General features: G+C 35.8%; 24 protein-coding genes. 9 read left to right on the top strand and 15 right to left on the bottom strand.

Annotated features, from left to right (window positions below; genetic code table 11):
- Window positions 1-90: 90 nt before the first annotated feature.
- Window positions 91-900: an ion transporter gene (locus DS745_RS15175; RefSeq protein WP_129079077.1), complete on the top strand. Its 810-nt coding sequence runs from the start codon at window positions 91-93 to the stop codon at window positions 898-900.
- 24 nt (window positions 901-924) lie between these two features.
- Here DS745_RS15175 and DS745_RS15170 read toward each other — a convergent pair whose 3' ends face one another.
- The gene (locus tag DS745_RS15170) at window positions 925-2,298 is read right to left on the bottom strand and encodes an aspartate kinase (protein ID WP_129079076.1); all 1,374 of its coding nucleotides are present in this window, start codon (window positions 2,296-2,298) and stop codon (window positions 925-927) included.
- Between the two features lie 318 nt (window positions 2,299-2,616).
- On the opposite strand from DS745_RS15170, the gene DS745_RS15165 reads away from it, so the two are divergent.
- The 4 genes from DS745_RS15165 (at window position 2,617) to DS745_RS15155 (ending at window position 4,776) form a co-directional block, all read left to right on the top strand.
- Window positions 2,617-2,928: a MerR family transcriptional regulator gene (locus DS745_RS15165; protein WP_129079075.1), complete on the top strand. Its 312-nt coding sequence runs from the start codon at window positions 2,617-2,619 to the stop codon at window positions 2,926-2,928.
- Between the two features lie 289 nt (window positions 2,929-3,217).
- Window positions 3,218-4,018, top strand: coding sequence for a divergent polysaccharide deacetylase family protein (locus DS745_RS15160; RefSeq protein ID WP_129079074.1), 801 nt, complete (start codon window positions 3,218-3,220; stop codon window positions 4,016-4,018).
- Between the two features lie 4 nt (window positions 4,019-4,022).
- Complete coding sequence (locus DS745_RS24620; RefSeq protein WP_161568276.1) at window positions 4,023-4,193, top strand: hypothetical protein; 171 nt, start codon at window positions 4,023-4,025, stop codon at window positions 4,191-4,193.
- A 94-nt stretch (window positions 4,194-4,287) separates the two neighbouring features.
- Window positions 4,288-4,776 carry a GNAT family N-acetyltransferase gene (locus tag DS745_RS15155; protein WP_241657837.1) on the top strand — a complete coding sequence of 163 codons (489 nt, stop codon included), beginning with the start codon at window positions 4,288-4,290 and terminating at the stop codon, window positions 4,774-4,776.
- Between the two features lie 7 nt (window positions 4,777-4,783).
- Here DS745_RS15155 and DS745_RS15150 read toward each other — a convergent pair whose 3' ends face one another.
- On the bottom strand, window positions 4,784-5,020 hold the full coding sequence (locus DS745_RS15150) for a hypothetical protein (protein ID WP_129079072.1): 237 nt from the start codon (window positions 5,018-5,020) through the stop codon (window positions 4,784-4,786).
- Between the two features lie 154 nt (window positions 5,021-5,174).
- On the opposite strand from DS745_RS15150, the gene cbpB reads away from it, so the two are divergent.
- Complete coding sequence (cbpB, locus tag DS745_RS15145; protein ID WP_129079071.1) at window positions 5,175-5,621, top strand: cyclic-di-AMP-binding protein CbpB; 447 nt, start codon at window positions 5,175-5,177, stop codon at window positions 5,619-5,621.
- A 33-nt stretch (window positions 5,622-5,654) separates the two neighbouring features.
- On the opposite strand, the gene DS745_RS15140 is transcribed toward cbpB, so the two are convergent.
- Window positions 5,655-6,023: a DUF2512 family protein gene (locus tag DS745_RS15140; protein WP_161568275.1), complete on the bottom strand. Its 369-nt coding sequence runs from the start codon at window positions 6,021-6,023 to the stop codon at window positions 5,655-5,657.
- 117 nt (window positions 6,024-6,140) lie between these two features.
- Here DS745_RS15140 and namA point away from each other — a divergent pair, with 117 nt between their 5' ends.
- Complete coding sequence (gene namA, locus DS745_RS15135; protein WP_129079069.1) at window positions 6,141-7,157, top strand: NADPH dehydrogenase NamA; 1,017 nt, start codon at window positions 6,141-6,143, stop codon at window positions 7,155-7,157.
- A 19-nt stretch (window positions 7,158-7,176) separates the two neighbouring features.
- Here namA and DS745_RS15130 read toward each other — a convergent pair whose 3' ends face one another.
- Window positions 7,177-7,605, bottom strand: a complete 429-nt coding sequence (locus DS745_RS15130) for an SRPBCC family protein (protein WP_129079068.1) — start codon at window positions 7,603-7,605, stop codon at window positions 7,177-7,179.
- Window positions 7,606-7,710: 105 nt separating this feature from the next.
- Here DS745_RS15130 and DS745_RS15125 point away from each other — a divergent pair, with 105 nt between their 5' ends.
- Window positions 7,711-8,943 carry a DUF4236 domain-containing protein gene (locus DS745_RS15125; protein ID WP_129079067.1) on the top strand — a complete coding sequence of 411 codons (1,233 nt, stop codon included), beginning with the start codon at window positions 7,711-7,713 and terminating at the stop codon, window positions 8,941-8,943.
- Between the two features lie 37 nt (window positions 8,944-8,980).
- Here DS745_RS15125 and DS745_RS15120 read toward each other — a convergent pair whose 3' ends face one another.
- From DS745_RS15120 to mce, 9 genes are all read right to left on the bottom strand, one after another.
- A complete protein-coding gene (locus tag DS745_RS15120) occupies window positions 8,981-9,418 on the bottom strand; it encodes a YaaR family protein (RefSeq protein WP_129079066.1) in 438 nt (145 codons plus the stop codon).
- A gap of 120 nt (window positions 9,419-9,538) precedes the next feature.
- Window positions 9,539-11,422 carry a flagellin N-terminal helical domain-containing protein gene (locus DS745_RS25200; RefSeq protein ID WP_241657836.1) on the bottom strand — a complete coding sequence of 628 codons (1,884 nt, stop codon included), beginning with the start codon at window positions 11,420-11,422 and terminating at the stop codon, window positions 9,539-9,541.
- 20 nt (window positions 11,423-11,442) lie between these two features.
- The gene (gene fliS, locus DS745_RS15105) at window positions 11,443-11,865 is read right to left on the bottom strand and encodes a flagellar export chaperone FliS (RefSeq protein ID WP_129079065.1); all 423 of its coding nucleotides are present in this window, start codon (window positions 11,863-11,865) and stop codon (window positions 11,443-11,445) included.
- A 63-nt stretch (window positions 11,866-11,928) separates the two neighbouring features.
- Window positions 11,929-12,228 (bottom strand): EscU/YscU/HrcU family type III secretion system export apparatus switch protein, encoded by a 300-nt coding sequence (locus DS745_RS15100; RefSeq protein WP_196121275.1) that lies wholly within the window; start codon window positions 12,226-12,228, stop codon window positions 11,929-11,931.
- Window positions 12,225-14,420 carry a hypothetical protein gene (locus tag DS745_RS15095; RefSeq protein WP_129079064.1) on the bottom strand — a complete coding sequence of 732 codons (2,196 nt, stop codon included), beginning with the start codon at window positions 14,418-14,420 and terminating at the stop codon, window positions 12,225-12,227. Before DS745_RS15095 ends, DS745_RS15100 begins: the two co-directional genes overlap by 4 nt.
- 107 nt (window positions 14,421-14,527) lie before the next feature.
- Entirely contained in the window at window positions 14,528-15,808 is a 1,281-nt protein-coding gene (locus DS745_RS15090) for a DNA polymerase IV (RefSeq protein WP_129079063.1), read from the bottom strand.
- A gap of 465 nt (window positions 15,809-16,273) precedes the next feature.
- A complete protein-coding gene (locus tag DS745_RS15085; RefSeq protein ID WP_129079062.1) occupies window positions 16,274-16,768 on the bottom strand; it encodes a MarR family transcriptional regulator in 495 nt (164 codons plus the stop codon).
- Between the two features lie 179 nt (window positions 16,769-16,947).
- Window positions 16,948-18,069 carry a M20/M25/M40 family metallo-hydrolase gene (locus DS745_RS15080; protein WP_129079061.1) on the bottom strand — a complete coding sequence of 374 codons (1,122 nt, stop codon included), beginning with the start codon at window positions 18,067-18,069 and terminating at the stop codon, window positions 16,948-16,950.
- A 71-nt stretch (window positions 18,070-18,140) separates the two neighbouring features.
- Entirely contained in the window at window positions 18,141-18,575 is a 435-nt protein-coding gene (gene mce, locus DS745_RS15075; protein ID WP_196121276.1) for a methylmalonyl-CoA epimerase, read from the bottom strand.
- A 239-nt stretch (window positions 18,576-18,814) separates the two neighbouring features.
- On the opposite strand from mce, the gene prli42 reads away from it, so the two are divergent.
- Window positions 18,815-18,907 carry a stressosome-associated protein Prli42 gene (prli42, locus tag DS745_RS24385; protein ID WP_153188176.1) on the top strand — a complete coding sequence of 31 codons (93 nt, stop codon included), beginning with the start codon at window positions 18,815-18,817 and terminating at the stop codon, window positions 18,905-18,907.
- A gap of 60 nt (window positions 18,908-18,967) precedes the next feature.
- On the opposite strand, the gene DS745_RS15070 is transcribed toward prli42, so the two are convergent.
- Both DS745_RS15070 and DS745_RS15065 read right to left on the bottom strand, forming a co-directional pair.
- The gene (locus DS745_RS15070; RefSeq protein ID WP_129079060.1) at window positions 18,968-19,477 is read right to left on the bottom strand and encodes a L,D-transpeptidase; all 510 of its coding nucleotides are present in this window, start codon (window positions 19,475-19,477) and stop codon (window positions 18,968-18,970) included.
- A gap of 49 nt (window positions 19,478-19,526) precedes the next feature.
- Entirely contained in the window at window positions 19,527-20,480 is a 954-nt protein-coding gene (locus DS745_RS15065; protein ID WP_338324543.1) for an aromatic acid exporter family protein, read from the bottom strand.
- Window positions 20,481-20,556 lie beyond the last annotated feature (76 nt).

The following is a 20,556-nucleotide window of genomic DNA, read 5'->3' as shown; positions in this document are numbered from 1 at the left end:
AGTTATTATTAGAAGAAAAACTTTTATTCTACCAGAAGATTTAGTAAAATTAAATTTGTGTCTTAAAGTATGAAAAAATCGGAGGAACTTATGTCTGAAGGAAAGAAGGAAAGTATTCAACAAAAAGTAAGTAGAATTGTCATGCATAAATATTTTACAGGAACAATTCTTGGATTAATTATGTTTAATGCTATAGTTGTTGGTATTGAAACATACCCTACGATTTACAAAACTCATAAGGAATTATTCTTCTTAATAGATAAGGCTTTAATTTGGATTTTTACAGTAGAAATTATTTTAAGGATGATTGCTGAAAAGAAGTTGAGTAACTTCTTTAAGAGTAGTTGGAATTGGTTTGATTTTTTGATTGTCGCCGCAGGACACATCTTTGTCGGTGCTCATTTCATAACAGTACTACGAATTTTACGTGTACTTCGTGTGTTTAGAGCTATTTCCGTTATTCCATCATTGCGCAAATTAGTTGATGCACTTCTTTTAACGATTCCAGCTCTAGGAAATATCATGTTATTAATGAGCATTATTTTTTATATTTTTGCAGTAACTGGAACGATGCTGTTTGCCGAAGTTGCACCAGAGTACTTTGGTTCATTACAATTATCTTTATTAACACTGTTCCAAGTTGTAACATTAGAATCATGGGCAAGTGGTGTGATGTGGCCGATTTACCATCAACTTCCTTGGTCATGGATTTATTTTGTATCGTTTGTTCTATTAGGTACCTTTGTAATTTTCAATTTATTCATCGGGGTTATTGTTAGTAACGTCGAAAAAGCTGATTCGGCCGAAAAACAAGATGAGCCAGACCAGATAGCAGAACTGAGAAATGAAGTAAAAGAATTAAAACAACTTATTATTAGTCTTTTAGATAAAAAAGGATAGTTCTATATAATGAAAAGCCCAGTTCTAATGAACTGGGCTTTTTGTTGGAACAAAGAAGTCGTTATATAATTCTCGAACTGCTTTATCGGCATCCTCTGTCTTCACTCCAAAGACCATACTTACTTCAGATGATCCTTGGTTTATCATGTGCAAGTTTACCCCTGCCCTTGCCAAGCCGGTCGTTGCTTTGGCTGTAATCCCAACCATCTTTCTCATTCCTTCACCCACGACCATCACCATTGCAAAATCATGCTCTACGTGAACATCATCCACTTGTAGCTCTTGTTCAATTCTTTGAACAATTCTCTGTTCCATTTCTAATGTTAGTTGAGAACTTCTAAGAATAATAGAGGTATCATCAATTCCTGATGGCATATGCTCATATGACAATCCTTCATCCTCTATGATTTCTAAGAGGTGACGCCCGAAGCCTACTTCTCGATTCATTAGATATTTTCTTACGTAGATCGTACTAAATCCAGAGTCACTAGCAATACCGACTACAGGATTGATCATGTAATTCCGCTCATTTACGACCATTGTTCCTGGTGCACCTGGATTGTTTGTGTTTTTTATAGAAACAGGTACTCCTTTTTTAAACGCCGGAATTAGTGCCTCATCATGGAAAACTGAGAAACCAGCATAAGAAAGCTCACGCATTTCCCGGTAGGTTAGTTCTTTAATTTCAACTGGATTTTGAACAACATTTGGATTTGCAGCAAACACAGAATCAACATCCGTGAAATTCTCGTATAGGTTCGCCTCGACTGCTGCTGCGACGATGGAACCTGTAATATCTGAACCGCCACGAGGAAACGTAATTAAAGTCCCTTCAGGTGTATAACCAAAGAAGCCTGGGAAAACTAGTATGCCTTCCTTATTTCTAAGTTCCCTGTGAAGGTTTTCGTACGCTTCTGGTAAAACTTGTGCATTGCCATACTCTTTACTTACTAATAAACCAACTTCTTTTGGATCAATGTACTCGGCTTCAACACCTAGCGATTGCAAATAGAAAGAAAATAATTTCGCACAATTATCTTCACCACTCGCTTTCATCAAATCCATAAATTCTCTGTCACCATCGTCTTTCATCGTTAATCTAGCTGCTAAATCTTCCTTAATAATGTCTATAATCTCTACAGAAAGTTTTAATTCTAACGCAATTTGCTCATAACGACTCACTACCAAGCGTAGCGCATCTTCAACATCACCATTCGATAATGCGGCCTCAGCTAACGAAATTAATAAATCAGTAACTTTCGTATCTTCCTTAAATCTTTTTCCTGGTGCTGAAACAACAACAATTCTTCTCTCTTGATCTGCCCTAATAATACTCGCAACTTTTCTCATTTGTTCTGCACTTGCTAAAGAAGTTCCACCAAACTTACAAACCTTCATAATCTCAAAGTCACCTCATAATTGTTATTTTTTCAGTACCAGTAAATTAATTAATAATTTAAAATTCTATCACCATAGTCATTTTCAAGCAACAAGTGTTTTCAGTTCAATATAAGCACCTACTTCTCTATAACCGAAGAAGACAAGCCTATCCTTTACTATCCTTTATTATCTTCATTTTTTCAATATAACTTAATAGGTTACTTATAACCTAACAAGAACGAACGTTCCTTGGAAGATTACCTTACATTTTGTCATATCAAAAGTGAAAACATGTTATAGTTGATACTATAATAAGAATATTTAGACAGGGAGTGGATGAACTTGTCTTCTTATAAAGATAAAAAAGTCATTACCATTGGAATCGTTAGTGAATTAACAGGTTTATCAGAAAGACAAATTCGTTATTATGAAGAAAGAAAACTTATTTTTCCTGAACGCTCAAAAGGCGGAACACGCAAATTTTCTTTTTCAGATATAGAGCGGCTAGTTGATATTGCCAACAAAATGGAAGACGGTATGCAAACTTTTGAGATTAGAAAAATGGAACAAAAGAAATTACGTGAAAGTGAACTAAGAGAGCGAATGCTCCGTGGTCAGTTAAATGCGGCCTTTAACATCAGAAAGTAGAGTAAGAGTGATTTAGGCTTAACAGGTTCCTTTACCCATTGCAAGCATTATTTGCGATACTAAACGGAACCCGTTAATCTAGGATCGCTCTTTTTTATGTATTTGAATGAATTTCATAATTACCTTAATGGAGCCATATCAAACTAAAGTAGTTGCGAATGTTTTAGCGCAACTACTTTAGTTTCGTAATGGCGATACTAATGAATTATGAAATTCATTGATGTCTAAAGGGTAAAACAAGTACATGTTGGATAAATTACTTTTGAGAAACGTTTATGGAGGAAAAAAGATGAAATGGAAACGTATTTTAATTATCATAGGTATTTGTACAATGATTTTTCCACAATTGACAAGAGCTGAAACTTTGGGAGATGCCTCTAAAGTTGCAATCATTATTGACGATTTTGGTGGAAAAGTAAAAGGCGTCGAAGAGTTCCTTGAGTCAAACATCCCTATTACAGTAGCAGTTATGCCATTTTTAGAACAGTCAAAAGAACAAGCTGAGCTAGCACACCAATTAGGGCTTGAAGTTATAATTCACCTACCCCTACAGCCGAAAAAAGGCAAGAAATCTTGGTTGGGTCCAAATCCAATTACAAGCGATTTATCACTAGAGGAAGTGAAAGCAAGAGTAGTGAAAGCAATTGAAAGTGTTCCTCATGCCAAAGGCATGAATAATCATATGGGTTCGTTAATTGTTGAAAATGAGGCAATGATGCGAGTCATTTTAGAAACAGCAAAAGAACATGGCCTATATTTTATTGATAGTGGAACAGCTTCCAAATCCGTAATTCCAGTATTAGCCGAGGAAATCGGTGTTCCTTGGGGGATGAGGGATATCTTTTTAGATGATACACATTCTTCAAGTGGCCATGTATATAAGCAAATGAATAAGCTTATGAGAGTTGCTGAACTAAAAGGACAAGCAATCGGGATTGGTCACGTTGGCATCAAAGGACATGAAACCGTAAATGGTGTGAAACAAGCCTTGAAAGATTTAGATAGTTCCAAAATTAAGGTTGTCCCAGCTTCTCATCTATTAAAAACAAGTATTGAAAAGAAGCCAGATCATTTTTGGCAAAGTAGGTGATTACATGGAAGACTTCATATTGACGTTCCAAGCAAAAGATCAACTACATGTAACACTTCGCCCTGCCCAGGAAAAGGATGCTGCTGAGATAGTTGATAAAGCAAAGGAAATTGTCCAAAATGGTAGTTTTATTCAAAAGGCTCTTTTCGTAAACATTTTTGCTTTTTTACCCTAAAATAATCGAAAAAATATCCTAGATGAAGATATCAGCCAATAAAATATGTAGAAAAGAGCAATACTTACTAGATTAGATGTGAATTCTTAGTATCTTGTGTAAAAATCCGGCTTTTGGGATTTTTACGAAAGAAACAAACTTTGCGAAAACAGCCATTCAAAAAGAAGTGGTAAGGACACCTCAGGAAGAGCAAGCTTTTATTTCCGAAATGAAAGAAAAAGATAATATGTACACCGTCATTCAAGTAGAAAATCGAGTTGTAGGAATTTCCCGCCTCATACGTGGCGAACTTGAAATGAAGCAACACGTAGCATTATTTCGGACCTGGTTAGCTTCAGAAGCTCAGGGAAAAGGGATTGGCAGTAAAATTATGGAGTACACTTTAAGTTGGGCAGAAATCCACAAGCTTCACAAAGTCGTTTTAACCGTTTTTTCAGGAAACATGGTTGCGACTAAGCTCTATCAAAAATATGGTTTTACAATCGAAGGCATCCAAAAAGAACAAGTCATGCTAAACGGAGAATATCAAGATGAAATTTATATGGGTTACTTTGTGAACGAAAAAATCCCTCAACCATTCTGAGGGATTTTCATTTATGTAGTTGATAAATTTTGGCTGGTGGTTTCGTAATGTAATTAATTTCTGTCTTATAACCATTTTGCTTCTGTCTTAAAAATGTTTCTTCAGTTATTGGTCTCGGTGCTGACCAGGCTAAAGAATTTAGATTATCCCAACAGTCATGAGTAATAATTTCCTGCTTAAAGTAATAACAATTACCAGAAGGATATTTTTGACAAACATACTTTACTGTCTGTTTTGAATGCATTGTATCACCCCCACGTATAAAATTCTGTCCAATACTTATTTCAATTATTCTCCGCTTTTTTGAAAGTGCTTCCAGTTGACAAATAATTTATTGGCTCCTAGTATTAGAAGGTAGAATGTTTATTTTACAATTCTAGCGAAAAGAACGTGATAACATGATTCAAGAAACATTAAAAAATTGTACCTTTTTAGACGAAAAAATTAGAAGTTTAATGATACCCATTGAAAGAGTTGCCCATGTGCAACAAAATAATAGCTTAGAGCATGCATTGTTAGTTCTAGTGAAATCTGGCTACACAGCTATTCCTGTTTTAGACAAGGAAACAAAGCTAAATGGTGTCATTAGTAAATCCCTTATCTTAGACTCCATTCTTGGCCTTGAACGAATTGAACTAGATCGACTTCACAACTTTAAAGTAGCAGACGTCATGGAAGAAAAGGTAGCCACAATGAAATTATCAGAGACATTTTCTAAAGCGTTAGCACTCTCTATTAACAATCCATTTATTTGTATGACCGATGACAACGGTATACTAAAAGGGCTCTTAACTAGACGGTCCTTATTGGTTTACTTAAATCAAGAAATGTTTCAAAAGAAGTAAAGAAGGCTCGGTTGAGCCTTCTTTTTCTATTTCTTAATCGTAAACTGGCTCACGATCTTCTCGATCGACTCTGCCTATCACATAAATATGCAAAAACCACTCGCTGACAGACACTACAAAGGCAACAAATAACGCACTAGCAAGCGTTGAAAAATAAAGACCATAATATGGTACAATCCAAATTAAAACACCTAAAAAAATAGTTCCGCCATCAACAATCGTAGCAACAAAGTTTCCTTTTAGTGGAAGGACGAATACATCCCCTAAGAAATATGTAATGACAGATAGTAAGGCTGAAAGTAGTAATACTGCCGGTATAGAAAAGCCATAAAAAAGTAAGACAAGTGAGAGTAAAATGCTATAAACGATAAACTTTATAAGAATTGGTTTGACATGGTGCATAGTAACAACCCCTTTTAAAACCTTTTTTATAGTATGGATAAAAGTAATTGTTTTCATTAGTGAGTAACGTTAGTTTATGGTAATATTTTGTTAACCGAAATAAAAGGAGGTTCCTTTATGTCATCACAATTATTTTCACCTTATCATATAAAAAATTTAACATTAAAAAACCGCCTTGTCATGGCACCCATGTGTATGTATATGGCAGATAATAAACAAGGATATGTGACAGATTGGCATATAACCCATTATGGAAGTCGAGCGATTGGTCAGGTTGGTTTAATCATTATTGAAGCAACCGCAGTTACTCCGCAAGGAAGAATTTCTGAAAATGATCTAGGAATATGGGATGATACACATATTGAAGGATTAAAAAAAATCGTAGACCACGTTCATGCATTAGGCGGAAAAATTGGCATTCAATTGGCTCATGCTGGTAGAAAAGCCATGGTCGAAGGAGCGATTGTAGCACCTTCAGCTATTCCATTTAACGCAACGATGAAAATTCCAGAAGAAATGAGCGTTAGCCAAATTGAAGAAACAATTGACGCGTTCAAAAAAGGGGCAGAGCGTGCGAAAAAAGCTGGCTTTGACGTCATTGAAATCCATGCTGCTCATGGATATTTGCTGAATGAGTTTTTATCGCCATTAACCAATAAACGTCAAGATGCCTTTGGTGGCAGTGAAGAAAAACGTTATGAACTATTAAGACAAGTAATCGACAACATCAATACTGTTTGGGACGGTCCACTTTTGGTACGTATTTCAGCCAATGAATATGCCGCTGAGGGAAATAGTCTAGATGTTTTCGTAGAGTACGGAAAGAAAATGAAGGTACAGGGAGTTGACCTCATCGATTGTAGTTCTGGAGCAGTCGTACCAGCTGCAATCGACGCTTTCCCTGGCTACCAAGTACGCTATGCTGAAACAATTCGCCAACAGGCTGATATAGCAACTGGAGCTGTTGGATTAATTACGACGGGAACACAAGCTGAAGAAATTCTCCGTAATGAACGTGCCGATTTGATCTTCATTGCTAGACCATTTTTAAGAGACCCATACTTACCAAGAACATTTGCTAAAGAACTAAATATTGATTTAGAAGCACCTAAAGCTTACGAGCGGGGCTGGTAATTAAATAGGAAAAACACCTTTAAGTAAGGTGTTTTTTTATTGTATTTTGTCTTGACTTAAACATAATATAGAGTATTATTTTAGCTAAACTGCTAGGCAAATAAGATTCAAACTCTACATCATCAATCATTAGTGTTCCTTCGTCAAAACTTTGGAACGAATGTCTGTGTTCCCACCTTTTAAAAGGAAAAGGTAAGGTGCTACTTCTATCAATAAAATACTGACCTTCTTTTACTTCAATATAGGTTAATTCCCAGTTTTTCTTAAAAAGCAGAAAATCCAATTGAAGTTCAGTTTTGCTCCCTTCCCTTGTGCCCTCATGTTTCAAGATATTTACCTTGGGATAGGAGGTAATTTTGACTAAATTGTTAATGTCATTAAAAAATTCCCATGTTTTTTCACTTTTTGTTGATAAATAAGTTCTAAAACTAAAGTTTCCTTTAAACAATACTATCACCCCACCTAACTTTATGGATAAATTGTGAAATTTGCCTTTATAAATGTGTAAAAGTTTAGTACGATATAGAGGATTACAAAACTAGGAGTGTCAAACATGGCTTTTCGCTTTCAAAAACGAGTCAGAGTAGCTCCAGGGCTACGTTTAAATATAAGCAAACGAGGTGTAAGTACCTCTTTTGGCAAACGAGGTGTATCGGTAACGCTTGGCCGACGAGGACTCTATGGCAATCTTGGGTTACCCGGGAGTGGCCTCTCCTATCGATCTAGGCTTGATAAGCCTTCAGCAAATACCTGGTACGAGAATGATACGAAAAACATGCCAAAGACTGTTTCTTTGAAATATAACAAAAAAAATCATACATTACTATTTGTCGATGAAAACGATCAATTGTTAGCTCCTGAGATTGAACGTGAAATTAAACGCGAATATGCTGATGATATTCAATTAATGTATGAACATAAAGAAAAAAAGATTAACTTGCAAACAACGAAACTTTTACATCTTCATAAAGATATTTTACCAGAACGTTCTCCAAAAGAGTTAAATGAGCTTGCAGCCAATACAGTACCATTTGAACTAACCAAACCTAATAAGATCGAAATAACCGAGGAATTAAGGGTCGAATTTGAAGAAGGCTTAAATTTTTATGAGAAACTTCGATTACTTCTACCCACTCGGAGAAAAGCATTTACAGAGAAAGTAAATCATGAGGCAGAAATCCAATTTCAACTAGAATTAAAGCAGTTTGAACAAGCACTGGCAGAACATGAAGAACAGAAACGGCAACGACTTGTACAAGTTGAGAAGGTTATTACCGGAGACCTATCAGCAATGGGACAGTGGCTTGAATACTTCCTGTCTGAATTGGATTTCCCTTTAGAAACAAACGTATCATATGACATCTTAGCTGCTGAAACTGTTTATTTAGATGTCGATTTACCACAACTAGAAGAAATTCCACTAACAACAGCAGAAATTCTAAGGTCGGGAAAGCTAAAAATACATAAAAAGTCTCAAAGAGAACTTCGTGAAAATTATGCAATGATGGTGGGTGGAACAGCCCTTTATTTATGTTCTTACGTCTTTTCACTTCTCCCAACATGCAAAACAATTATTATTTCGGGTTACACTCAAGTTACCAATAAAGCAACTGGACACTTAGACGATCAATATATTTATAGCTTGAAGGTGGATAAGGGAGTGTTTTACTCTTTGAATTTTCTAGAAGTTCATCCGATTACAGCCTTTGACAATTTTGAACCGATTATGAATGCAACGAAGACGTATATATTTAGAGAGATAACTCCGTATGAACCTGTGAAATAATGATTAAAACCCGTGCTATAAGCTACGGGTTTTATCATTATGCATAAACGTTAACAATCAGACCTTTAATTTCTCCTACCATATCAAGAATTTCCAGACCACTTTTTTCTTTTTTAAGTACAGCATCTGTTAAGTCCAGTAGTTTACGATCAACTTCTTTAACTATCTTGTAGATTTTTGTACGACCACGACGGTTAAAACCACGTCGTTCCTCAAGACTAAGACCTAACTTAACAGCATCCTCCATAAACTCCTTTACAAGAGCCTTATATTTACGCAGCTCGTCTACCGTACGGGTATCTGCAAGCAACTTCCCTTGATCTTCAATATCTTGCATTAATTTATCAAGCTTAGCATATGCTTGCTCATCTCGACCTTTTTGCATTATTTCTGTGAAAGAAATACTAGCCTGTGGACCAGTCTTTTTTATATCTGCTTTATTTAAACTTGTCCGTCCAATTCTTTGTACGTCCATTTTTTCACCACTTTTAGCTTAGTTTATAGAATGATTATATCATAGATAGTACATGGCTTAATCAATATATTTTATGTAAAAAGAGGTAAGATCGGTTTGATCTTACCTCCTTGAAAGTGATTATTGTAATAATTGAAGAACACCTTGTGGCAATTGGTTTGCTTGTGCAAGCATGGCAGTACCAGCTTGGTTTAAGATGTTATTCTTTGTAAAATTCGTCATTTCAAGAGCCATATCAGCGTCACGAATACGAGATTCAGAAGAAGTTAGGTTTTCACGAGTAACCTGCAAGTTATTAATTGTGTGTTCTAATCGGTTTTGGAACGCCCCTAATTTAGAACGTTCTGATGACACTTGTTGAATAGCGTTATCTAAAACTTTCATAGCATTCTGTGCACCTTCATGAGATGTTACGTCAATGTCGTTAACAAAAAGATTTTTTCCATTAATCTCAGTTGCACCCAAAGCAGTAGCACGCATATCACCAATATCAATTACTAATGTTTGATTACTATTTGAACCAATTTGCATACTTAGTCCAGCATTTTTAATATCAGCATTTACTCTAGTCATACCTAATGAGTTAGCAACCTGTGAAGATTCGTCGAACTTCATTTCCGCTGGTCCAAAAATCTCTAGCTTACCATCGGTATTAAACTCAACTTTAAGTTGAGTCGTTCCATCAGTTTTTAAACCAACTAGGTCCTTAAAGTAAGCTGCTTTCATGTCATCAGATTGACCGTTATAACCTTTATCTTTTAATTGGTCATCAGAAAGAGCATTAACAGAAGAAATAAGTCCATCAGACGAATTATTTACTAGACTATTCCATTCAGCACTCGTCGGATTTGATGCAAATGAGGACCATGTAGGGTTTGTTGTGTCGATACCTAATATTGCATTATAAGTTGCCTTTGCTAGGTCAGTAGCATTATCATAGTTTCCTTCTGGAACATAACCAGTTACCGTTAGTCCATCAATTGTCATTTTTAATTCATTGTTTTGGTTTGCACCAGGGTTAATCCCATCTTCTAGTTTTACAGAAAAATCATTGAATTTATTAGGGTTATTATTGTTATCTATTGAGAATGATGCAGCAACTATTACAACAGGATCAAGACCGGTTTGCTTAGCTACCGTTAGTGTAGAAGTACCAAAACCTAAAAACTTATTAAAAATATCATTATCAGCATTTGTTGCACCATCAAATTTCATATCATAGGTAGTGTTCGAGTTAGTAAAGCTATATTTTATTTGTCCGTAAGCAGGTGATGTTTCATTAGTTTCTACTTGAAAATTTAGTTTCAAATCAGCTACTGCTGCTGCTGCTATACTTCCCCCATTAGCACTATCAAAAGCTTCTGCAGCTTGTTTAATAGCATTTTCAACAGCCACTGTTAGTTCGACTGGATTTGTGAAAATCCCTTCAGAAACATTTACGGATAAATTCATAGTATTTGCTCCATCGGCTAATGTTAAAACAAATGAATTGTTTTTTGTCTCAACATTATCAGTAATTGCAACTGACTGAACAAAATTAACCTTTACTCCACCTGTCAATTCAGCACTTGTCTTTTTCACACCTTGTGAGCCATCAATAAGCTTTTGTGTGTTAAACTCAGTTTCTTTACCGATTCGATTTAACTCGTCTTTTAATTGCTTAATTTCGTTTTGAATTTCTTTACGATCATCTTCTGTATTTGTATCGTTAGCCGCTTGTACAGAAAGCTCTCGCATACGTTGGAGTATAGCATGTGTTTCGTTTAATGCTCCTTCAGCTGTTTGTATTAATGAGACCGCATCTAGGGCATTTCTTTCTGCCATTTGTAAACCACGAATTTGAGAACGCATTTTTTCAGAAATTGCTAGACCAGCTGCGTCATCTGCTGCACGGTTAATACGTAAACCTGAAGAAAGTCTTTCTAAATTTTTTGATGTTGAAAACTGATTTGCAGTTAAGTTACGGTATGCATTTAATGCCTGGATATTGTTATTAATTTTCAATTTTAAAACTCCTTTTTTCTTTAATTATCATAAATAGCTGTTTGCTCGTAAGCTATTGTTTTTCGCTTCATTGTTTTAGGTTGTGTATCTTTATTATTCCTCATAGCCTGATGCCATGAAGATGAGATTTCAATTAATAACTTTAACGTTTCGTCTATAATACTAACATCTTTATTGTAATTAGCTTCAACAAGTTTGTCGGAAATATAGTTATACACTAGTTCTAACTGATCTGCAATGATACCAGCTTCATAGTTTAAACCTGCACCTAAACGTTCTAGTATATCGTTAGATTTTTTTAGTTTTTGATTTGCTAATATATAATTTTTGTTCAAAATAGCTGCTTTGGCCTCTTCAAGATTATTAATGCAAGCTTCGTAAAGCAGAGCTGTAAGTTCTTGTGGAGACTTTTTATGAAGTGCTTCTTTTGTTATAAGTGTCACTTATAATCCTCCCAACCTATATGTTCGTCTTCTAATCTTTTATCGGCCATAAAATGTCGAAGTTTAATATTTTTTCTCCATTTGCTCTATTAATAATAATATTTCTGCCATCACTGCATAAAGTTGGGGAGGAATATTATCTCCTAAATCCATATCTATTAAATTTTCAACTAGCATAGGGTCTTCTTGCATATGGATATTATTTTTCTTAGCCAGTTCAATGATTTGATTTGCCACATGACCCTTTCCATGTGCAACAACTTGTGGTCCTTTATCAGAGCTATCATCGTAGCGAATGACCGCAGCTGTTGGACCATTGACGATCTTTCTTTGCTTATGATTAAAGTGCTTTGAAATCATCATATTTTGAAATCGAATCCTTTCTCTGTAAAGGTAGGTGTCATTCTTTCTGACTGCTCATTAGTCTTTTCATCTTGAGAACGTTGTATATGTTTTAGCTTAGTAAAGTTAAGACTTGTGATATTATAGCCCACCTCTTTTAATTTTTCTTTACATACATCTGCCAACGGCTCAATTCTTTCCTTAAAGAAAGGTTTGTCATTTTTAATAGTCAGAGATAGGTTACGGTCCGTTGCTGAAACTAAAATACCTACTTCACCTAGTTTTTTGGTCTCAATTAGAAAATAGAGATTACAATTTTCCCAATCTACATGCTGACCTTCGTTCCGGGAATTTACAAACACCTGTAAGTTTTTAACTTCATCCTGCAATAGGATTGGTAAATTTAAAAACATACTTTGTAGATTATTATTATCGGATTTGCTAAGTAATTGTTGTCCTGTTATGTTAGCAAGGGCTTGAGTGGTTTGTTGAGAAACACGACCTTGCTCTTCTTCCAACTTCATAACCTGCAGAAGTGCTTGTTTCATATTGGGATTGGGTTCCCCATCACCTTGACTCTGTTTTCCAGAAGCTAAAACTTGTGCTATTTCGCTATCTCTGTTCAGTCCCAAACCACGAACCATTTCAAAAGCTTGACGAGCAGAGGGTTCCTGAATAGCTGTTCTTCGTGTCATTTCATCATATTGCTGAAGTAGTAAATGAGAACCATTTCGAGAAGTAAAGCTAAGTTCCTCTTTTGTAATAAAGTGTTGAACTTTAGATTCCGAAGGTTTAAATTCTAACTTTTCAATTAGACTTTTAACCTCTTGAACTATTTTATTTGCTTCAGAATAATTGCCCTTACTTAATAATCTCTTCGCATCAGCTAGTTGACCGCTCGCTAGCATTAACTTTTTTTCAGTACTCATATCAGTTAGTAGCATCATTTCACTTTTTAAAATTGCATAATCAAGCTTCTTAATAGTTGTTTCTAATAGTGGTTTCACTTGACTAATAGCCTGACTCTTAAAAGCCTCATTTAAACGTTGGATATTATCCAAATTACGTGAAATCTCTCGTTGAAGATTTTTGAATTCACTCTGAGCATTTGCTAACTTTTCTGTTACAGCTCTAACTAAAAAGTCTTTACTACTTAATTGTTGAGTTTGAAAGTTTTCATTGATTAGATACTGTTGAACTTCTGATTGAACTTGCGCATCCATTTTATTGACTTGCGGTTCTACACCAGCGAAGGTTTTCATTAATAGTTGTCTAGCAGCAAGTTCTCTACCAGCACTCTGTAAATTTGCGGCCTCTGAGATCGACTTTTGTAAAAGATCCTTTATTGGTTGTTCAAATAGACTTTTCTCAATTTGATTATTAAGGAGCGTAACAGCCTTTTGGAAATCACTCTCCTTTTGAACCGTTCCTTGCATTTGCTTTAGTTGGTCTGAAGGTTTTAATTCTCCCTGAGGACGATTGATAGATATGAACTCATTCCTCACTTGCTCAACAGCTCTCTGAACATTTGCCTCTCGTTGCACTTGTTCGCGCACCTCACGCACATGCTCACTTACTGGTCTCTCAAGACGTACTTCCGCTTGGGAACTCTTCACTTGAAAATTTGGATCTAATTCTTTCGCAATATTTGTTAGAACCTCATTTAGAGGTCTACCGTTTAAAGCCTCGTTAACTGAGCGTAAATGATTTGTCGTCACTTCTAAACGTTTATTGGCAATTGCCTGAACTGTATTGAGCCGCTGTTCAATTGTGCCTTTTTCCTTTTCGATAAAGTTGCGCAAGTCCTGAACTGATTCCTTATTTAAAGGAATTCCTTTATCTAGAATAATTTGAGCAGCCTGCTGAAGTTCTTTAGAAGGATTTGTTACACCAAGACTTCGCAATGCTTGCTGAGTATTTGCTACCTCTGTTTGTCTGTTTACGGTTCCCGTTTCTACTCTTGATCCTTCTGAAATTACCTTTACCTGTACTTGTCGTTCCGATTGATGATTTATTTGAACAGTAACTCGATCCTCTGAAGGAATTCTACCTTCAAACTTCACAGAGATTTCTCTACCACGAATTTGAAGAGTTGCTTCGTTATCTGAAGTTCGTTCTTTAATTGTTGCTCTATATATCTCACCTTGCTTTAGTTCAAGGGGTTTGTCATGGGTCATCATTTGGCTTGTTATTGCCTGATTGTTTACTTGCATATACTCACTCTCCCACGTTCTTGCTTTCTATCACTTTTATCGGTTTAGGTGGACTCTTTGTTTAGAACAAAAAAACGGAAGAACTTGTAAGTCCTCCGTATAATGTACTAGACATCATCTTTTCTATTTTCAATAAAGAAATCTTTTTCTAAGCTTGTTCCTCTAGTCTTTTTATCTGTTAAGCGGTCTTCTTTTTTTGCCATTAATTGTGAGCCTTTCAGGAGTGCTTCCTCTCCAAAGCGGTCTCTAAGTTTATCCATAGTTTTTGTAAGCTCATATTTTTTAACATCTCGTTCGTAATTGAATAAATCTAGCTGTTTAAAAGCGTTTTTCTTATCAATTAACTGCTGTGCTGTTACGCCTAAAAGTCGAATCGGTTCACCGGTCCAGTGCTTAGTAAAAAGTAGTAAAGCAATCTTATATATATCACTTTGGTCATCAATTGGATTTACTACTGTCTGGCTTCTTGTCACTGTTTTTCGATCGGAGTAACGAATGGTCACTTGTAGGGTTTCCGCACACACCTCTTTTCTAGCCATTCGCCTAGCTACAGAGTCAGATAAATTTGCTAGGATTGCTTTTACTTTTTCCATACTTTTCGTATCCACTGGAAGTGTTGTGGAGTTACCAATGGTCTTAAATTCAAAGACAGATTCAGGGTCCACTAAACGATTGTCAATTCCATTTGCACGAGCAAATATTTTTTCTCCATTGACACCAAGGCTATGCTTAAGCTTAGTAGGGTCACTCTGAGCTAAATCACCAATGGTAATGATCCCTAGCTTGTTTAACTTTTCCGCAGTTTTCTGACCTATACCGTGCATTTCTCCTACTTTTAAGGGCCAAAGAATTTTCTGCACTTCACGCTTTCTTAAAACTGTTATTCCTAAAGGTTTTTTCATATCACTAGCCATTTTCGCTAAAAACTTATTAGGAGCAATACCAATACTGCAGGGTAAGCCTAATTCTTTTAAGAGCCTCGCTTGGATGGTCTTAGCGATATATAAAGGTGATCCCAAGTGGTAACAAGAAGTTATATCCATATACCCTTCATCAATGGAAACAGGTTCTACTAACGGAGTGTACTCTTTTAAAAATTGAAAAATTTTAAGCGATGCTTCCCGGTAACGTTCAAAATTTGGTTCCATCACAATTAGCTCTGGACAGTGTTTTTTAGCTTCCCAAATCGGCATGGTTGTCTTTACACCTTTTGCCCTAGCTTCATAACTACTCGTGACAATAATCCCACGTCGTTCCTTTGCATTACCAGCAATAGCCACTGGTTTTCCTTTTAAAGTTGGATCAAAGGCTATTTCAACCGAAGCATAAAAACTATTCATATCTACATGAAAAATGACTCGACCATCTTTCGGATAAAATTGTTTCATTTTAAAAACACCTTTTTTATAGAGTCCTTTGCTTCAAAATCAGAATTTCATAGCTACCGTCATTATACTAAATTCCTTACTGCTAAATCATCTTTAACAAAGGCTGTTTTCGCAAAGTTTGTTGCTTTCGTAAAAATCCCAAAAATTTTACACAAAATACTAAGAATTCACCACTAATTTAGTAAGTATTGCTCTTTTCTTACATAATTTATTGGCTGATACCTTCACCTAGGGTATTTTTCCGATTATTTTAGGGTAAAAAAGCAACAGTTTTTTTTGTGCGACGAGTAACCACCGCAGGAGCAATGTTTTTTTGTGCGACGAGTAACCGGAGGAGCAATGTTTACGAAAAGAGCCTTAACAAATGAAAAAAACTCCGCAGGTTACGGAGCTAAGATTATTATGTACTTTTTACTAGAACCTCTTCATTCTTAGAAAACAGCAACTGCTAACGTGCTTAAAACATTAAGAAAATTTCTCATCAAATATCTTTGCTGTTTTCTCAACCCATTCACAATACTCTTCTCCGTGGTAATTTCTATTAAACTTCTCTATAAAACTTAAAAGCTTGTAATACCCCTCTTCGTCTTCTAAACGTAGTTCCTGGAGAAATTGAAAAAAGCTAAATTCTGCAGTAGCTGTGGATGTCTGTCTTTTTTTCCCCTCTTCAGTAAGAATTACATAGGAAACACGAAGGTCCTGATCGTCTTTTTCTACAGACACGAGTCCTTTTTCTTTTAATCTCTTTACGACCTGCATTACCGTTGAACGATCCCATAAACCATGATTAGCAATGGTAGTAATTGAAGCGCGCTCTTCAAAATAAACCATCCATAGAGTGTGGAGTTCTGCTTGCGTTAAGCCTACAGAATTAGCAACATTTTGCCAATCTGCCTCAATTACTTTACTAGCACCGCGAAAATGGTTGAGCATTGCATGTAAATTAGTCATGTACTTCATCGCGTTCCTCTTTCTACTATTCTTATACAATTCCACTTATTATATATTTTACCATATATAAACAGTTTTGTAATAGTAAAAATTATGTGTTCCAAGGTAGTACTTAAGATCGATATTTGGATAACAAAACTAATGCCTAAAAAAGACTGGCTACATCTTAGCCAGTCCTACCTAGTAAATTAATTTCCCGCAACTTCCTTAATAATAGCCACAACTAATTCAGCCGTTTTTTCTAATTCTTCAATTGGCATTTTCTCATTGGTTGTATGAATTTCTTCATAACCAATCGCCAAGTTCACCGTTGGAATTCCAAAGCCTGCAATTACATTCGCATCACTTCCGCCACCGCTTGTTTCAAGTTTTGCTTCGCGGTTGATTGATGAAATTGCTCTTTTTGCAACTTCTACCACATGGTCTCCATCACCGTATTTAAATCCTGGATACATAACATCGATATCAACCTTGGCCTTTCCTCCCATTTCTTCAGCTACAGTTTCAAAGGCTTCCTTCATCTTAGCAACCTGTGCTTCCATTTTTTCCGGAACAAGAGAACGTGCTTCAGCTAGAATATGTACGTGGTCACACACGATATTAGTTTGCGTACCACCTTCAAAACGGCCAATATTTGCCGTTGTTTCAAAATCAATTCTTCCTAAAGGCATTTTAGCAATTGCTTTTGCTGCAATTGTAATAGCTGAAACTCCCTTTTCCGGGGCAACACCGGCATGAGCAGTCTTTCCAAGAATCGTTGCTTGAATTTTCGCTTGTGTTGGTGCTGCAATAATAATGTTTCCTACTTTACCATCACTATCTAATGCGTAACCAAATTTGGCGTGAATAAGCGCGGGATCTAATTCCTTTGCTCCTTTTAAACCTGATTCCTCACCGACTGTAATAATAAACTGAATTAATCCGTGCTTAATATTCTCTTCTTTAAGCACCTTAACTGCCTCAAGCATTGCTGCTAATCCAGCTTTATCATCTGCACCTAAAATAGTCGTTCCATCAGTCTTAATATAACCATCTTCTTGGACTGGTTTTACACCATTCCCTGGTACCACTGTGTCCATATGAGAAGTAAAATAAATTGGCTCAATGCCATCTTGATTAGCCTCTAATGTACAAATTAAGTTACCTGCCCCATGTCCTGATTTTTCAGTAGTATCGTCCTCATAAACCTCAACACCAAGTTCTGAGAATTTCACCTTTAAAACATCTGCGATTTGACGCTCGTATTTAGTCTCAGAGTCAATTTGAACAAGTTCTAGAAACTCTTGAACCAAACGATCTTTGTTTACCATATGTAAATACCTCCATTATCTATTTATAGTTATTTTATCATTGAATGGAAAATTGGTAAAACTGAAGCCCTTTACTTCTTTTCGCAATATTCATAAAGCACACCGTGTGCAGACTTCGGATGTAAAAAAGCTACAGATGCATTTGCTGCACCTTTTACAGGTTGCTCATGGATTAATCTCACCCCTTGTTCCTTCAGTTCATTTAGACGTAGCTCAATGTTGTCAACCGCCAGAGCTACGTGATGAAGCCCTTCACCTCTTTTGGCAATATAGTTGGCAATGGGACTCTCCTCACTCATCGGCTCTAGTAATTCCAATTTTGACTCACCAATTTTTAAAAATGCGACCCGTACTTTTTGAGTAGAGACCTCTTCAATTCCTAGAAGCTCCAACTTTAAATGATTAAGGTAAAAAGGCAATGTCTCATCAATTGATTTGACAGCTATGCCAATATGATCTACTTTTTTCGGTATGTCCACTTTTTCATTATGTACAGTGTCTATCATTTCTTTTAATGTAAGATTTTGATAAGTAGGATTTTCTGTAAGTAACTCATTTGTAAGTTCAAGCCATCGATTGACTACTACTTTTTCGTTCATCTTCCCATCCCCCAACTAAATATTTTTTAATCTTCTTCTCTAACAATAGCGCAATTTCCTTCTTTTAGAAATTTTTAAGAAAGGCTTGTATTATTATACTAATCAAAGTAAAATATTAGTTAGAAATTGTTTGGGAGGTTTTAAATATGCCCCGAAAATACCGTAAAATCATTATTTATATTATGATTGCTACAATGCTTATTGGGACGCTCTTCACTGGAGCTGCCATGTTCTTTTAATTAAAAATATTGGTGCTAAGCCAAAAAAAGAGATACTTATGTAAAGTATCTCTTTTTCTCTTATTTAATTGCCCCTTTTTCCCTTGCCAGCGTATGAAAATCCTTATCTGTGCTTGTGATAAAAACTTTGGTTCCATAGGGTACTCTGGTAAACAACTCTTCAACTTCCTCATTAAACATACGAACACAGCCTCCAGTAATGTATTGTCCGATTGAATGAGGGTCATTGTTTCCATGTATCCCATAAATTCGCCCATCAGTCTCCTCTGCGTCAAAACCGATCCATCTTGTACCTAATGGATTTTCCTTTGAACCACCTTCAATATTTTTTCTGCGATAATAAGGATTTTCTGCTTTTACGACAATTGTAAACTCACCTTCAGGAGTCAGCATCTCTGTACGTCCTGTCGCTACTTTATATACGTGATCCACTTTGCCATCTACAATGAATGCCATCTCATTGGATGATTTATTAACAATAATAAAAGGGTCACCAATTAAAGGATTTTCTCCTAAAGGCCATATCGGCGATACGATTAACAAGTACATAAGTAAAAGTTTGGAAGTCATTGTGTAACCTCCTGTTTTTTTGCTTTAGTTTGTGTTAAATCTAAGGTATCTATGCTTTTTCTATGCGAAAATGACGTTTAATAATAAGATATTGTTCAACTTCTTTTACAAAAGCATACAAAATTGATCGAGTTTCAAATTCGTCTCTGTCCTTAGGTAATTCCATTTTTCGAAACTCCAAACGTAATTCATTTAGTTTTTCTAGGAAGTCAATGGGACTGATTTCTGGTCTAACCCCTCTGCTTAGTTCTTCTAGGAATTCTGCAATTTTCTCACCTTGAATAACCGTGTGGTCCAATGAGGAAATTAAGGGCATAACTCTTTCTATAATTTCAAATTGTTTTTCTCTCATTTTAAAATAATGATAATACTTATCTTCATATCTTAGTAAGTGGTTTTCAATATTTTGTAATGCTACATCCTTCCCTCTAGAAAGTAGATCAGCAGTTACAGTAATCTGCTTGCCATCCCAGTTACTATCTCCCTGTTTTAGGTACGTCGCAAACTGTAAAAATATTTCCTTGAAATTATTCTCTATCTCCGACTGAATTTCTCCAAGTTCCTTTTCTACACTTGGCATATAAAAGTTCACAAGTAAGGCTACTCCAATCCCAATGATAATTAGAGCATATTCATTCAAGACAATTGAAGGAGAGACCTCTCCAAGTGCATACAAGTGTAAAATAATAACAGAACTTGTAGCTATTCCTTCTTTCGCTTTCAAGATAACGACTGTAGGTATAAATGTAAGTAATAATAATCCAACTGCTAAAGGATTGTAGCCAATAAGTTCAAACGCTACGATTGCATATAACATGCCAACCGAACACGCCAAAAGTCTTTCCCAAGAAAGTTTTAATGACTTTCGTCTTGTTTTTTGAACGCATAAAATGGCAATAATCCCAGCTGAAGCATAAAATGTTAACCCTAACCCTTGAGCAATACCTATCGCAATAGCAGCTCCAATCGCAGTTTTTATCGTTCGATAGCCAATTTTAAACATAATGTATCCTTTCTATTCTTCCTTCTATATCGTTAGTTTACATCATTTCCTCTTTTCCTAATATAAAAAGGATGAC

Source organism: Anaerobacillus alkaliphilus, from assembly GCF_004116265.1.
In the GTDB taxonomy this organism is placed as follows: Bacteria; Bacillota; Bacilli; order Bacillales; family Anaerobacillaceae; genus Anaerobacillus; species Anaerobacillus alkaliphilus.
Note: the sequence above shows the minus strand (reverse complement) of the source record. Positions and strands in the feature narration are given on the sequence as shown.